Annotated in this window: 11 protein-coding genes and 1 riboswitch; of the genes, 4 read left to right on the top strand and 7 right to left on the bottom strand. The window is 69.1% G+C overall.

The window, feature by feature from the left end; all coding sequences use genetic code 11:
• Positions 1-11: 11 nt before the first annotated feature.
• Positions 12-165: riboswitch (cyclic di-AMP (ydaO/yuaA leader) on the bottom strand.
• A 106-nt stretch (positions 166-271) separates the two neighbouring features.
• The 7 genes from F4553_RS22170 to F4553_RS22140 form a co-directional block, all read right to left on the bottom strand.
• Positions 272-1,138 (bottom strand): LamG-like jellyroll fold domain-containing protein, encoded by an 867-nt coding sequence (locus F4553_RS22170; RefSeq protein ID WP_184838896.1) that lies wholly within the window; start codon positions 1,136-1,138, stop codon positions 272-274.
• A 13-nt stretch (positions 1,139-1,151) separates the two neighbouring features.
• A complete protein-coding gene (locus F4553_RS22165) occupies positions 1,152-2,159 on the bottom strand; it encodes an NlpC/P60 family protein (RefSeq protein ID WP_312875306.1) in 1,008 nt (335 codons plus the stop codon).
• Between the two features lie 102 nt (positions 2,160-2,261).
• A complete protein-coding gene (locus F4553_RS22160; RefSeq protein WP_221470377.1) occupies positions 2,262-3,251 on the bottom strand; it encodes a hemolysin family protein in 990 nt (329 codons plus the stop codon).
• A 14-nt stretch (positions 3,252-3,265) separates the two neighbouring features.
• Positions 3,266-4,540 carry a hemolysin family protein gene (locus F4553_RS22155; RefSeq protein ID WP_246466457.1) on the bottom strand — a complete coding sequence of 425 codons (1,275 nt, stop codon included), beginning with the start codon at positions 4,538-4,540 and terminating at the stop codon, positions 3,266-3,268.
• 133 nt (positions 4,541-4,673) lie between these two features.
• A complete protein-coding gene (locus F4553_RS22150; RefSeq protein ID WP_184838890.1) occupies positions 4,674-7,220 on the bottom strand; it encodes a M4 family metallopeptidase in 2,547 nt (848 codons plus the stop codon).
• A 184-nt stretch (positions 7,221-7,404) separates the two neighbouring features.
• On the bottom strand, positions 7,405-9,522 hold the full coding sequence (locus tag F4553_RS22145; protein WP_184838888.1) for a (Fe-S)-binding protein: 2,118 nt from the start codon (positions 9,520-9,522) through the stop codon (positions 7,405-7,407).
• A 199-nt stretch (positions 9,523-9,721) separates the two neighbouring features.
• On the bottom strand, positions 9,722-9,982 hold the full coding sequence (locus tag F4553_RS22140) for a cell division protein CrgA (RefSeq protein ID WP_184838886.1): 261 nt from the start codon (positions 9,980-9,982) through the stop codon (positions 9,722-9,724).
• Positions 9,983-10,141: 159 nt separating this feature from the next.
• Here F4553_RS22140 and F4553_RS22135 point away from each other — a divergent pair, with 159 nt between their 5' ends.
• The 4 genes from F4553_RS22135 to F4553_RS22120 are packed head-to-tail and all read left to right on the top strand — an operon-like array spanning position 10,142 to position 13,238.
• The gene (locus F4553_RS22135) at positions 10,142-10,951 is read left to right on the top strand and encodes a DUF881 domain-containing protein (protein WP_184838884.1); all 810 of its coding nucleotides are present in this window, start codon (positions 10,142-10,144) and stop codon (positions 10,949-10,951) included.
• Positions 10,948-12,306, top strand: coding sequence for a class E sortase (locus F4553_RS42540; RefSeq protein WP_312875305.1), 1,359 nt, complete (start codon positions 10,948-10,950; stop codon positions 12,304-12,306). Before F4553_RS22135 ends, F4553_RS42540 begins: the two co-directional genes overlap by 4 nt.
• Positions 12,306-12,590 (top strand): hypothetical protein, encoded by a 285-nt coding sequence (locus tag F4553_RS22125; protein WP_184838882.1) that lies wholly within the window; start codon positions 12,306-12,308, stop codon positions 12,588-12,590. The genes F4553_RS42540 and F4553_RS22125 overlap by 1 nt, the downstream gene beginning before the upstream one ends.
• A 3-nt stretch (positions 12,591-12,593) precedes the next feature.
• The gene (locus F4553_RS22120; protein ID WP_184838880.1) at positions 12,594-13,238 is read left to right on the top strand and encodes an aminodeoxychorismate/anthranilate synthase component II; all 645 of its coding nucleotides are present in this window, start codon (positions 12,594-12,596) and stop codon (positions 13,236-13,238) included.
• The last annotated feature ends 11 nt before the right edge of the window (positions 13,239-13,249 follow it).

Raw genomic sequence — 13,249 nt, 5'->3', positions numbered from 1 at the left:
CGAAGCGACGCCCTGCGTCGCTCCACCGCCTACCGGGTTAGCTGACGGGTTCGCGCGGGAAGATCGCGCTATCGCGCCGGGTCGACGCGAATTCACCCCAGGGAACATGGGTCCCCGGTTCAGCCAGCCGAAGGAGCTCGGCTGAATGATTCGGCGGTAGCGCCGGGGTCTCCCGGGATGGAAGACCTACCTCCGGCGCGCTTCGACTGTATGGCGGCCCAAACCCGAGCGCAACTTGCGTCCGGACAAACTTCGATACGTAGTCGCAGCTCTAACCGATGGTGACATAGATGTTGTCGAGTACACCGTGGAATTGGTCGTTGCCAGGGGCTACACCCTTGCCGCCGATTCGCAGCGGTTCATCGTTCACGATGGACAGACCTGCGGGAACGGCCACCTTGCTCGCGACCACACCATCAACGAGCAGCGACAACGTGCCGCCGACGCGAGTGCAGTCGAGGGTGTGCCAGGCGCCGTCGGCGACGGTGACGTTCCGCTGTGCGACGAAGATCCGATTGACACCGAGGACGGGTCCGGCGACCACGCAGCTCGGCAGTCCGGCCCGGTGATCCACTTGGAGTTTGAACTGCGTACCGGCGGTGGAACGGCCCTTCTGGACGATGTTCTCCCCCTCGGTCGTCAGCTCGCCGCGCAGCCGCACGAGGGCACCCCAGCGCAGATCGCGGGCGCCCGGATTGAGCCATGGAACCGAGTCGCTCTCCAGGATCGCGCGAGGGCACTGCGACTCCTCCCGAGCCTCGCAGAGCCCGGGGAACAGGGCGGCGTTGCCGACATCACGGCTGACCCGGCGCACCTTTCCGTCGCGTACCCCCTGGTGGTGAAGGGGGAGCAACCGACCGATGTCCCAGATGGGGTGGTCCAAGCCCTGGTCGAGGTCGTAGAAGATGGTGAAGGGCGCGAGCGGGGCGGGGAGCGCGCTCGGCGTCGCGCCAGGCGCGAGGCTCACCGACAGGTCCGCGGTCGGTTCAAGGACGTTGACCGGTACGCCCACCGTGCCGCCCGGCTGCGTCAGCTCGGTCTCGGCGTCCCGCCGGTCGGTAGAGGTGATCGCGATGAACAGAATCGCCGCGACAACTCCGGCAGCGAGCAGCACCCACGATCGACGCAGTCGTCCCATTCGGACAATTCTGTCACTTCGGGCGGCGGTACGCCCCTCCGGGTGAGAGCGGCATGTTGCCGATATAGGCCATCCGAACGTGGTCCCCGGAGTGCGGCGCGTGGACCATCAGCCTTCGCCCGCTCGCATCGGTGCCGACGAAGATCCCGACATGATGCCGGTCGCCATAGAAGAAGACCAGGTCACCGGGGATGGGAGTGCTAACCGATGTCGATTCGCCCCACTGGTCGCCGGTGTAGTGCGTGAGGTTCTCCCCCGCCGCCTGCCAGGCCTCCTGGGTCAGCCCGGAGCAGTCATAGCTGTTGGGACCGGTCGCGCCCCAGACGTAGGGCTTGCCGATCAGCGCACAGGCCCGCTTCGCCGCCTTGTAACCCCGGTCCGCAGTCGCCGTGCCGCCGCTGAAGGACGCCGGGCAGGCTCCGATGCGCAGCGAGCCGCCCGTCGACGTGTTGCCGTAGGCCTGCTGCCGCAGCTTCTGCAGCCGGTCCATCTCCTTCTGGATGACGGCCTTGCGGGCGGCGAGGTCGGTGTCCTGCGCCTTCTGCTCGGCGATCAGCTTGTCGAGCGCCGCCTTCTGCCCGTCGAATCCGGCCTTCGCCTTCGCCGCGACGGCGACCTTGTCGCTCTGCATCCGGGCGAGCTGGTCCAGCATCATGATCTTGTTGATGAAGTCCTGCGGCGTCGGTGCGTTGAGCAGCGCGTTGAGACTGGAGGTCGCGCCGCCGCGGATGTAGTAGTCCGAGGCGAGGTCGCCCACCTGCGACAGCGCCACGGAGACGCTGAGCTGCAGCGGCATGATCTTCGCTTCGAGGTCCCGAGCCTTCTTCTGGTTCTTCGTCAGCTGGCTGTGCACCTTGTTGTACTGCTCGACGATGGGCTCCAGCTTCTCCCACGCGTCCCCGATCTGCTTCTCGATCTCGGCGACGCTCGGATCGGCGCGCACCGCGGAGGGCACGAGCACGACGGTGAGGGCGACGAACAGCGGAAGGAGGCCACGGTAAAACCTGCGGAGGGGAACCACGTTCCACACCATAAAGATGGCGAGTCGAGCTATCAACCCGCGATCCGAACCTATTTCACCGGGCTAACGGCCCTTTACGCCCCTCGCGTCGCGAGGGCGCTGTCAGGAGCGCCCGTAGACGGCGGCGAGCACGTCGTCGAGCGTCACCACGCCGAGCGGATTGGTGCCGCCGCTGACCAGCACCATGTGGCGGCGCTCGCGGCGCATCGCGAGCAGCAGCTCGGCGAGGGTGCGCTCGGGCGGCACGACCGCCAGCGGCCGGATCGCCGACTGCGGGATCGGCGCGGTGCGGTCCTCACCGGAGAGCCCGATGACGTCCTTGATGTGCACGAAGCCCAGCACCCGCCGGGTGGCGCGCTGCACGATCGGGAAGCGCGAGCGGCCCGTCCGGGTCGCCAGCACCTCCAGCGCGGCCGGTGTCGTGTCCTCGGCGACGGTGGTGACCGTGGCCCAGGGACGCAGCGCGTCGGCCGCCGTCCGCTGGTGCAGCGCGAGCGCACCGGCGATCCGGGCGTGCTGCTCGGGGTCGAGCAGGCCCTCGGTCCGCGACTGGGTGACGAGCCCCGCCAGCTCCTCGGCGGTGAAGACCGACTTCACCGAGTCGACGGCGTCGATCCGCCAGATCTTCAGCACCCGCCGGGAGAGCCACTTCATCACCAGCAGCAGCGGCTTGAAGACGGTGCAGAAGGCGAGCATCGGCGGGCCGAGCCAGAGCACCGACGCCTCGGGACCCGCGAGCGTGATGTTCTTCGGGACCATCTCTCCGAGCACGGTGTGCAGGAAGACGACGATCCCCAGGGCGATCACGAAGGCGACCGGGTGGATCAGGTTGGCGGGCATGTTGACGAGCTCGAAGGGCGCCTCCAGCAGGTGCGCGATCGCGGGTTCGGCGATGGCGCCGAGCAGGATCGAGCAGAACTGGATGCCGAGCTGCGCACCCGCGATCATCAGCGGGATCTGGCTCATCGCGCTCAGCGCCCACCGGGCCGGGCGGGAATTCTCCGCCATCGGCTCGATCACCGTCCGCCGCGACGCGATCAGCGCGAACTCCGCGCCGACGAAGAACCCGTTGCCGAGCAGCAGGATGAACATGACGAGGATGCTGGTCACGAGCGGTCCCCGTCCTCGTCGGTGGCCGGGCGGACCACGCGGACCTGCTCGACACGGTGCCGGTCCATCTCGACGACGGTGAACTCCCAGCCCTTGTAGGTGACGGCCTCGCCGTCGTGCGGGATGTGGCCGAGCTGGGCCATCAGGAAGCCCGCCAGCGTCTCGTAGGGACCGTCGGGGAGCCGGAAGCCGGTCTGCTCGCGCAGCTCGTCCTCGCGCAGCACCCCGTCGACGACGTGCTCGCGGGCGTCGGAGAGCACCATCAGGTCGACGGCCTCGGGGAACTCCTCGACGTCGTGTTCGTCGGCGATCTCGCCCACCAGCTCCTCGACGAGGTCCTCGATCGTGACGACGCCGTCGGTGCCGCCGTATTCGTCCACGACGATCGCGAGGTCCGAACCACCGGCCCGCAGCGCCGCCCAGACACCGTCGAGGTCGAGCGTCTCCGGCACCAGGATGGGCTCGCGGGCGACCGTCGCCACCGAGGTCGTCGCCCGCATCGCCGGCTTCACGCTGAGCGCGTCGATGAGCGAGACCACGCCGTTGACCTGGTCGAGCGTCTCCTCATAGATGGGGAAGCGGCTCAGCCCGGACTCGCGTGAGATCGCGATCAGGTCGGCGATCGTCGCCTCCTTGGTCAGGCCGATCACGTCCACCCGCGGGGTCATCGCCTCGGCGGCCCGCTTCTCCCGGAAGCGCACGGTGCGCTGCAGCAGCAGGGCGGTCTCCGTCGGCAGCGCACCGGCCTGGGCCGAGATCGCCGCGAGCAGGCCCAGCTCCTCGGGTGAGCGGGCGCTCGCCAGCTCCTCCTGCGGCTCGATGCCCAGGCGTCGGACCAGCCAGTTGGCGGTGCCGTTGAGGGCGAAGATGAGCCAGGTGAAGGTCCGCGAGAAGATCCGCAGCGGAGCCGCCGTACGCAACGCCAGCGGCATCGGCGACGCCAGCGCGGCGTTCTTCGGCACCAGCTCGCCGAGGAGCATCGAGAGCAGCGTCGCGATGCCCAGGGCGACCGCGTGGTTGAGCCCCTTCGGCAGGCCGAGCGGCTTGAGGATCACATCGAAGGCGGGCTGCGCGATATAACCGGTGAGCAGCGCCGAGATCGTGATGCCGAGCTGGGCACCGGAGAGCTGGAAGCTGAGGTGGCGCAGCGCCCGCCGGACCGTACGGGCACGCTTGTCGCCGGCGTCCGCGAGTTGATCGATCTCCGAGCGGTCGACCGTGACGAGCGAGAACTCCGCTGCGACGAAGAACGCGTTGGCGGCTGTCAGCAACGCGAAGAAGAGCAGCGGGAGGACGAGTTGTAGGACGAGGCTGTCGATGACGACGATCTTACGTGGTCAACGCGAAGTGCCCCGGCCGAGGGATCCGGCCGGGGCACTTCGATGGCGATCTCGATCGATCAGATCAGCGTCGCGCCACCGTACGCTCGCCGCCGCAGACCGGCTGCGGACCCGGTGCCGGTCGACCGGAGCCGACCGTGAACGGCGGGACGTAGCTGCCCGCCGCCGCGTTCACCTCCAGGGTGAGCGGCTCACCGAGCTGCCCGTTGCTGACATACCTGACTGTGATCGTGTATGTCGTGCCCTGGGTGACGTTCTTGATCTGGAGCTGCTCCCGGTCGTTGTAGGTCGACCGCTCCGGAGTGCCGCCGGGCGTCACCTGGACGTCCCACGTGGACGGCGCGGTGCCGGTGTACTGCGGCAGGCCCCAGCAGGCCCGGATCGACGTGCCGTCGTAGTAGGCGACCGGCTTGGTCGGCGCGCTGGGCCGGCCCGTGCAGCTGTAGAGCTGCACATCGTCGACGTACCAGTCGATCCCGGCCGCGTTCTCGATCCGGAACCGCACCTTGACCGCCTGGCCCGCATACGCCGTGAGGTCGACCCGGTTGACCGTGTAGCCCCGGGTGGGCGTCGTGATCGTCTGGACCGGGTTCCACGTGCCGTTGGTCCCCTGGATGTAGACCTTGCCCTGGGCACCGGAGTTGAGGAACACACTCGTCGCGTAGCTGAGGTACGGCGTACCCGCGGGCAGGGTGACCGCGGAGATCATCTCGGCGGAGGTGCCGCTGCCCAGACCGGACTGGCTCGTCCAGCCGTTGAGCGAACCCTGGCCGCTGGCGGCATAGGTGTATGGGACGTCCAGGCTCGGCGCCACCTGCCAGCGCGCGGGCTGATCGGTGGTCCATCCGGACATGCCGCTCTCGAACTGGTTGAGGTAGACGGTCGCCGGGGCCTGGTAGGGCGAGCCCGGGCAGTAGTCGGCCGTGACGGTGCGCTCATTGGCGCTGGTCACCGGCAGTGCCACGGCCGTGATCGCCTGCTGGACGCTGTCGCAGTGCTCGGCCCGGATGTAGTAGGAGCCGATGAGCTGCTGGCAGGCCGAGCCCAGCGCGAGCCGCAGTTCCCGGTAGTCGGCACCGGAGGAGACGAGGTGCATCACCCGGTACCAGAGCTGCTCCGACCGGCCAAGGCCGATGCCCCGGACCTTGACACCGTTGAAGGTGCCGCCGTCGGCGAGGAGCGAGGCGAGCTTGTTGGCGACACCGGAGTTGTAGTGCACGCCGCCGTTGTCGCGCTCGGCGCCGAGGGTGTCCGTGTACCACAGCGGGTCGTTGTAGCGAGCCGGGTCGCCGAAGGTGTTCGGGTTGGCCATGCTGCGGATCGCGCCGTACTGCGTCGGTCCGTTGAGGGCCTCGCCGAGGAGCCAGCGGTTGGTGCCCTGGTCGTCGTTGGGCGTCCGCAGGTCGACGAACTGGCCCATGATGTCGGAGAAGGCCTCGTTGATCGCGCCGGGCTCGTACCAGTAGTAGAGGCCCGAGGAGTATTCGGTGACGGCATGGGTGAACTCGTGGGCGACCACGTCGTCCACCGCGAAGCCCGCGCCGAAGACGAACTGCGAGCCCTCCCAGAAGGCGTTCGGGTAGGGGCAGGGGCTCGGCGTCAGGTCGCAGGTGCGGACCGTCGCCCGGACCTCCGAACCCGAACCGTCGAAGGAGTCCAGCCCGAAGGTGTTCTTGTAGAAGTCGTAGACCGCGCCGAGGTGGTCATAGGCCGCGTTGACCTCCGCCACCGACGAGGCGGGCTTGCCCTCGGCACGCGAGGTCGACTTGCTGCCGAGCGTGGTGCCGACCGCGCAGCTGTAGTTGTAGGCGAAATCGAGGTTGACCCGGCCGTTGGCGAGGTCGCAGACACGGCGCGAGCGCGCGGTCTGGCGGTCCGAGGCGGCCAGCCCGACCTTGCCCGTGAGCGCGTCGACGATCACGTCGCCGAGCTCGCCACCGTCGGCACCGGTCAGCTTCACCCAGTAGACCGGGCTCAGCCCGGAACCCGGCTGCCCGAACTTGGCGGGATCGGCGAGCCACAGCTTCGCCGTCGCCTGGGCGATCTGGTCGGCGCCGGTGGCGTACCTGTCGCCGAAGGCCTTGATCGCCGCGGCGCGCGCGGCGTCGGCGGTGATCCGGGCGCTGACCGTCTTGGGGGTGCTGCCGTCGAGCGCGCTCAGCGCGCCGCGGACGGCGCCCTTGCTGTTCGTGGTGACGAGCAGCTCGCCGCCCATCACCGGCAGCCCGCCGACGACCTGCTGGTAACGCGTGACCGCGTCGCCGCCCGGCAGCTTCGACGGCGCTTCCGCCTGCAGCTTCGAGGTCGAGCTCGCGCCGAAGCCCGCCGCGTAGCGGGTGGTGAAGGCGTCGCGCTGCGCCGCCAGCGTCTTGCCGGGCGCCGCGGTCACCGATTTGATCGTCCCGGCGGAGTTCAGGACCACCGAGGGGGCGTCCTTGCCGTGGTTGCTGCGCAGCTCGGTGACGGCCTGACCGGCCTCGACGGAGCCCGCCGGCGGCTTGGTGACGGCGGAGCCGGCCGGCGTGGCCTGGCCGGGCTGCGCCGCGGTGGGATCGGCGTCGGCGGGGGCGGGGCCGCGCAGGGAGGCGAGCTCAGGAGAGCTCTGTCCCAACGTCGCGCCGACCACTATGAGGGACAGGCCTAGGCACGCGGCGGCGCCAGCCGCACGAATTGTGCGCTTCAAGCTTCAACTCCCCAGGTCGAAGTAAGGGTGTGCCGAGGGGCGGCAGCCGCCCGATTCTAGTGGGGGGTCGCGGCGAATGTCAGGCCCTGGGCAGCCCTGATGCGAATAAGGGTCACTTGTCGAGGGATCGGAGCAGAACGGTGGCGACGTCGACCACTTCGACTGATTCGCCGTTGCCCGTCGCGTTCACCCCGTCGGTGATCATCGTCGAGCAGAACGGGCAGCCGACCGCGATGGTCTTGGCGCCCGTGGCGACCGCCTCCTCGGTGCGCTCCACGTTGATCCGCTTGCCGATCCGCTCCTCCATCCACATGCGGGCGCCACCGGCACCGCAGCAGAAGGAGCGCTCGCTGTTGCGCGGCATCTCGATGACATCGCCACCGGCGCCCAGCGCCGCACCGAGGACCTCGCGCGGCGGGGTGAAGACCCGGTTGTGGCGGCCCAGGTAGCACGGGTCGTGGTAGGTCAGGCCGCCGTCGAGCTGCTTGACCGGCGTCAGCTTGCCGGTCTTGACCAGGTGGGCCAGCAGCTCCGTGTGGTGCACGACCTCGACCTCCAGGCCGAGCTGCGTGTATTCGTTGCCCAGGGTGTTGAAGCAGTGCGGGCAGGACGCCACGATCTTGAGTACGCCCGCCTCCTTGAGCGTCTCGACGTTCTGCTGGGCGAGCATCTGGAAGACGAACTCGTTGCCGATGCGGCGGGCCGGGTCACCGGTGCAGGTCTCGTTGTTGCCGAGGATCGCGAAGCTGACCCCGGCCTCGTTGAGCAGCGTCGCGACGGCCCGGGTCGTCTTCTTGGCCCGGTCCTCGAAGGCACCGGCGCAGCCGACCCAGAAGAGGTACTCGAACTCGGCACCGTCGGCGACCTTGGGGACCTCGAAGTCGAGCCCCTTGGTCCAGTCCTCGCGGGTGTTGGGCGCGGCGCCCCACGGGTTGCCCTTGTTCTCCAGGTTGCGCAGCATCACGCCGGCCTCGGCCGGGAAGCTCGACTCGATCATGACTTGATAGCGGCGCATGTCGACGATGTGGTCCACGTGCTCGATGTCGACCGGGCACTGCTCCACGCAGGCACCGCAGGTGGTGCAGGACCAGAGCACGTCCGGGTCGATGACGCCCATCTCCGCGGCGCCGCCGATCAGCGGGCGCTCCGACTCCGCCATCGCCAGCACGTTGACCCCGGCGAGCTTCGGGTCGCTCCCGTCGGTGAGCTCACCGGCCGCGAGCAGATAGGGCGCCTTGGCGTACGCGTGGTCGCGCAACGACATGATCAGCAGCTTCGGGGACAGGGGCTTGCCGGTGTTCCACGCGGGGCACTGCGACTGGCACCGGCCGCACTCCGTGCAGGTGCTGAAGTCGAGCAGGCCCTTCCAGGTGAAGTCCTCGACCTTGCCGACGCCGAAGAGGTCCTTGTCGGGGTCCGCCTCCTCGAAGTCGAGCGGCGCCCCCTCGGAGTTGACCATGGGCTTCAGCGCGCCGAGGGCCTGGCCGCCGTCGGCCTGGCGCTTGAAGAAGATGTTGAAGAAGGCGGCGAAGCGGTGCCACGCGACGCCCATCGTCATGTTGAGCGCGATGACGATGAACCAGGCCATGCTCACCGCGATCTTGATGAACGCGGTGATGCTGATGGCGGCGAGGCTCGCCGGGAGGATCGCCCCGACGGCGTGCGAGATCGGCGTCGCCCAGGTCGGGTAGGGGAAGTGGTCGGTGGCGACCTTGAAGCCCCGGATCAGGAAGACGCAGGCGATGATCGCGAAGATCGTCCACTCGACGTAATAGGCCTGCCACATCGTCGACCCGGCGAAGCGGTTGCGCGCGCTGCGGACGGTCCGCAACCGGATGCCGATCAGCACCAGGATGGAGATGAGGCCGAGCGCGGCGATCGCCTCCATGACGAGGCCGTAGATCGTCCACTCGCCGATGATCGGGATCTCGAAGGTGGGGCTGACGACCTCGCCGTACGCCTCGATCAGCGTGAAGAGCAGCGAGCCGAAGGCGACGAAGACGAACCAGTGCGCGGCGCCGACCACGGTCCAGCGGAGCATCCGGGTGTGCAGCAGGGTCTCGCGCAGCATCGTCTTGAGCCGCACGCCCTTGTCGAGCAGCCGCGACGGGTCCGGCTGGCCTAGCTTGATGATCCGCACCATCGCGACCACCGTGCGCGCGACGAGCACCACCGCGACCACGGAGATGATCAACGCCAGAGTTGCCGTCACGATCTGAACGCCGCCCATTGACACATCTCCTCCGCAGAGCCACCGTCGCTTGGCAGCCTAGCGCCTAATTACCGTTAAGTAACGTGAGCCGACCCACGTTCGCGGATCTTCACCTACGTGCATACAGCATCCCGCGGCCGTCCGCATAAATGGCACAGATGAGGAGAGCCCCGCCGGTGTCGGCGGGGCTCTCCTCAGTGCTGGGCGGGCTGAGCCGTCAGCGCCACTTCGACAGGAGGCCGAGGGCGATGACCATGCCGCTGAACCCGACGGCGATGTTCCAGAAGCCCCAGCTGGCGACCGGATAGGTGCCGCCGGACAGGTAGTAAACCACCAGCCAGGCGATGCCGAACGCGATGAGCGCAACGGCGGTGATCGGCAGCCATGTCGGGCTGGGCCGGTCGCCCGAGCTCGCCGTGGGCAGCACGTCCGTCGGCGGCGTGTAGACCTTCTTCTTGCGGACCTGCGACTTCGGCACGGCTTCTCTCCTTGGGCTGGCTTGACCCGAAAACAGTAGCGCCATATGTACGGAACGCGGAAGAGAACCGTACCGGACGATGGATCTCGAGCCCCGGCCTGAATAATGTTCGACGGCTAGCGTAGTCAGATAATCGCGTCCTGTGTCGAAGGGGGAGCAGTGGAGTACACATCAGGCACCTCTTCGTGGCGAAAAGTCCTTGGAAGGGCGATTTCTGTTCTACGCCCGCGCGGCCTCCGGCAGCGAAAAGGCGGCTGGGCGCTCGTCGTCCCGGTGATCATGCTGGCCGCCGGAGTGCTCTTCACCACAAGCGCCACCACCGCCAAGGGCACCTCGCTGCGGGAGGACCGGCGCCCCCAGTTCGTCCAGCTCATCGGCGAGGAGCAGCAGCGGGTGGCCCTCGACGAGAAGCACGCCGCCCAGCTCCGGGCCGAGATCGGCGAGCTCACCGAGCGCAAGGCCGGCGCGGACACCCCGATCGCCGGGCAGATCAAGCGCGGCGAGTCCTACCTCCAGGGTGCCGGGCTCACCGCGCTCAAGGGCCCCGGCGTCTCCGTCCGCCTCAACGACGCTCCCGTCCGCGCCGACGGCACCCTGCCCGACGGCGCGACCAAGGATGATGTCGTCGTGCACCAGCAGGACGTGCAGGCGGTCGTCAACGCCCTCTGGGCCGGTGGTGCCGAAGCCATGACGATCATGAACGTTCGGATCATCTCGACGAGCGTCATCCGCTGCGTCGGCAACACGCTGCTCCTCGACGGCCGGGTCTACTCCCCCGCCTTCGAGATCCGCGCGATCGGCAACCAGCAGCAGATGCGAGCAGCCCTCGACTCCGCGCCGGGCGTCCGCGCCTTCCAGGACGCTGCCAGGGATTACGGTCTCGACTACCGGGTGGCCAACGAGCAGAATGTGCTGGCCCCCGCCTACACCGGCTCCGTCGAACTGAACTATGCCGAGGTGCCACAGTGAGCCGACACCGCGCCCCGGACCCGGGAGACGAGACCACGATCATCCCCAAGATCGTGGACGAGCCCCCGGCGTCCGTCGAGCCCGCCCCGACCGCGCCGCCGCGCCCGCAGCCCACCACGGCCGGCGCCCCGCGGCCGCAGCCGAGCCCGGTGCCGCCCTCGCCCGCCCTCGTCGAGCCCACCGCGGCCCGGCCCATCCCCGTCGTCGAACCCCGGCAGGCGCCGCCCGCACCCCCGAACACCGGCTCGCCGGCGACCTCGTGGGCGCCGCCGAGTGCGGCACTCGTCGACGCCACACCGCTGCCCGTCTCGCCCGCTCGGCCGTCACCCTCACCCTTGTCGCAGCCCACGGCACCCGTCCCCCCGGTACGCGTGACGCCGCTGCCGCTGCCCGACGACGCGACCGCCGTCATTCCGAAGGTGCTGCCCACACCGATGGCGCCCGATCAGGGTGCGGCGGTTCCCGTACCCCCGCAGGCTCTTGATCCGGACGCGACCGCGATGATCCCGCGCGTCCCCGCGGACGACTCCTCGACGATGCTGATCGGCATCGTGCCCCCGCTCCCGACCGACACCGGGCCGAGCGGGCCGCGCAAGGCGAAGCCGGGCGACCCGCCGGTGCGCGCGGTGCGCACCAAGGAGGGCGATTACCTCTCGGCCCACTCCGACTTCACCCGGGTGACCTTCGGCTCGGTCGTCCGCGGAACCCTGCGGACCACCGGCGAGCTCATGATCACCTGTGGTCTGGTGATCCTGCTCTTCGCCGGTTACGAGATCTGGGGCAAGAGCGCGATCGTCGACGCCCACCAGGCCGACCTCGACCAGCAACTCACCCAGCAGTGGGACCAGCCGCTGCCGACGCCGACCGCGAGTGCCGGACCGGCGACGACCAAGCCGCTCCCGCCACCGCCGGGCAACGTGCTCGGCCGCCTCTACATCCCCCGGCTCGACAAGCACTGGGTGATCACGCAGGGCGTCACGCCCGCCGACATCCGCTACGCGCCCGGGCACTACCCCAACTCGGCGATGCCGGGCCAGCAGGGCAACTTCTCCATGGCCGGGCACCGGATGCGGTCGGTCTTCTGGGACCTCGACAAGCTCCAGCCGGGCGACAAGCTGATCGTCGAGACCCGCACGACGTGGTACGTCTACGCCGTCGTCAAGAGCCGGGTCGTCAAGCCCACCCAGGTCGAGGTCGTCTCGGCGAAGCCACCGGGCATGACGCCGGGCCGGCTCATCACGCTGACCACCTGCAACCCCAAGTGGGACAATTACCAACGCCTGATCATCCACGGCTCGCTCATCGGTCAGCAGTCGCGCGCCGACGGCCCGCCCGAGGGCATGGAGGGAGCCTGATGTACTCCTTCATCTGGCGCCGCCTGCCCGGCAACGCCTGGTCGAAGCTCGCCCTCTCGCTGGTGCTGACGGCCGGGGTGGTGACCCTGCTCTGGATCATCGTCTTCCCCTGGGCCGAGCCGCTGCTCCCCTTCGACGACGTCCAGGTCGGCAACGGCACCGAGGTCACGCAGGAGGAGGCGCCGCCGGACGACGTCATCCCCTACCCGACCACCAACAACCCCGAGCCGTCGTCGGCGCCGTCAGCAGCGCCGTCGCCGTCCGTCTCCAGATCTGCGAGTTGACCCGTGCGCATCCTCGTCATCGACAACTACGACTCGTTCGTCTACAACCTGGTCCAGTACCTCGGCCAGCTGGGCGCGGAGTGCGATGTCCACCGCAACGACGAGATCAGCCTCGCCGAGGTCGGCCGGTCGGGCGCGGACGGCATCCTGCTCTCCCCCGGCCCCGGTGCCCCCGAGAGCGCCGGCGTGTGCCTGGACATCCTGCGCAACTGCGGCGGTGACGTGCCGATCTTCGGTGTCTGCCTCGGCCACCAGGCGTTCGGGGCGGCGTTCGGCGCCACCGTCAACCGCGCTCCCGAGTTGCTGCATGGCAAGACCTCGCTGGTGACCCACGACGGGGTCGGCGTACTCGCCGGGTTGCCGTCGCCCTTCATCGCGACGCGCTACCACTCGCTCGCCGTGGTCGAGTCGACGATCCCCGACGAGATCGAGGTGACCGGCCGGACCGGCGACATCGTGATGGCGATGCGGCACCGCACGCTGCCCATCGAGGGCGTGCAGTTCCACCCGGAGTCGGTGCTGACCCAGGGCGGGCACCTCATGCTCGCCAACTGGCTCGCGGCCTGCGGCCTGCCGAGTGCCCTGGACATGGCACCGCCGCTCGTCGCAGAAGTCGACGAGCGGCGGCTGGCGGCCTTCGCTTCCTGAGCGCGGCCCTC

Source organism: Allocatelliglobosispora scoriae (assembly GCF_014204945.1).
Lineage (GTDB): Bacteria > Actinomycetota > Actinomycetes > Mycobacteriales > Micromonosporaceae > Allocatelliglobosispora > Allocatelliglobosispora scoriae.
The sequence above is the reverse complement of the archived record's forward strand: the minus strand, read 5'-3'. Positions and strand labels throughout refer to the sequence as shown.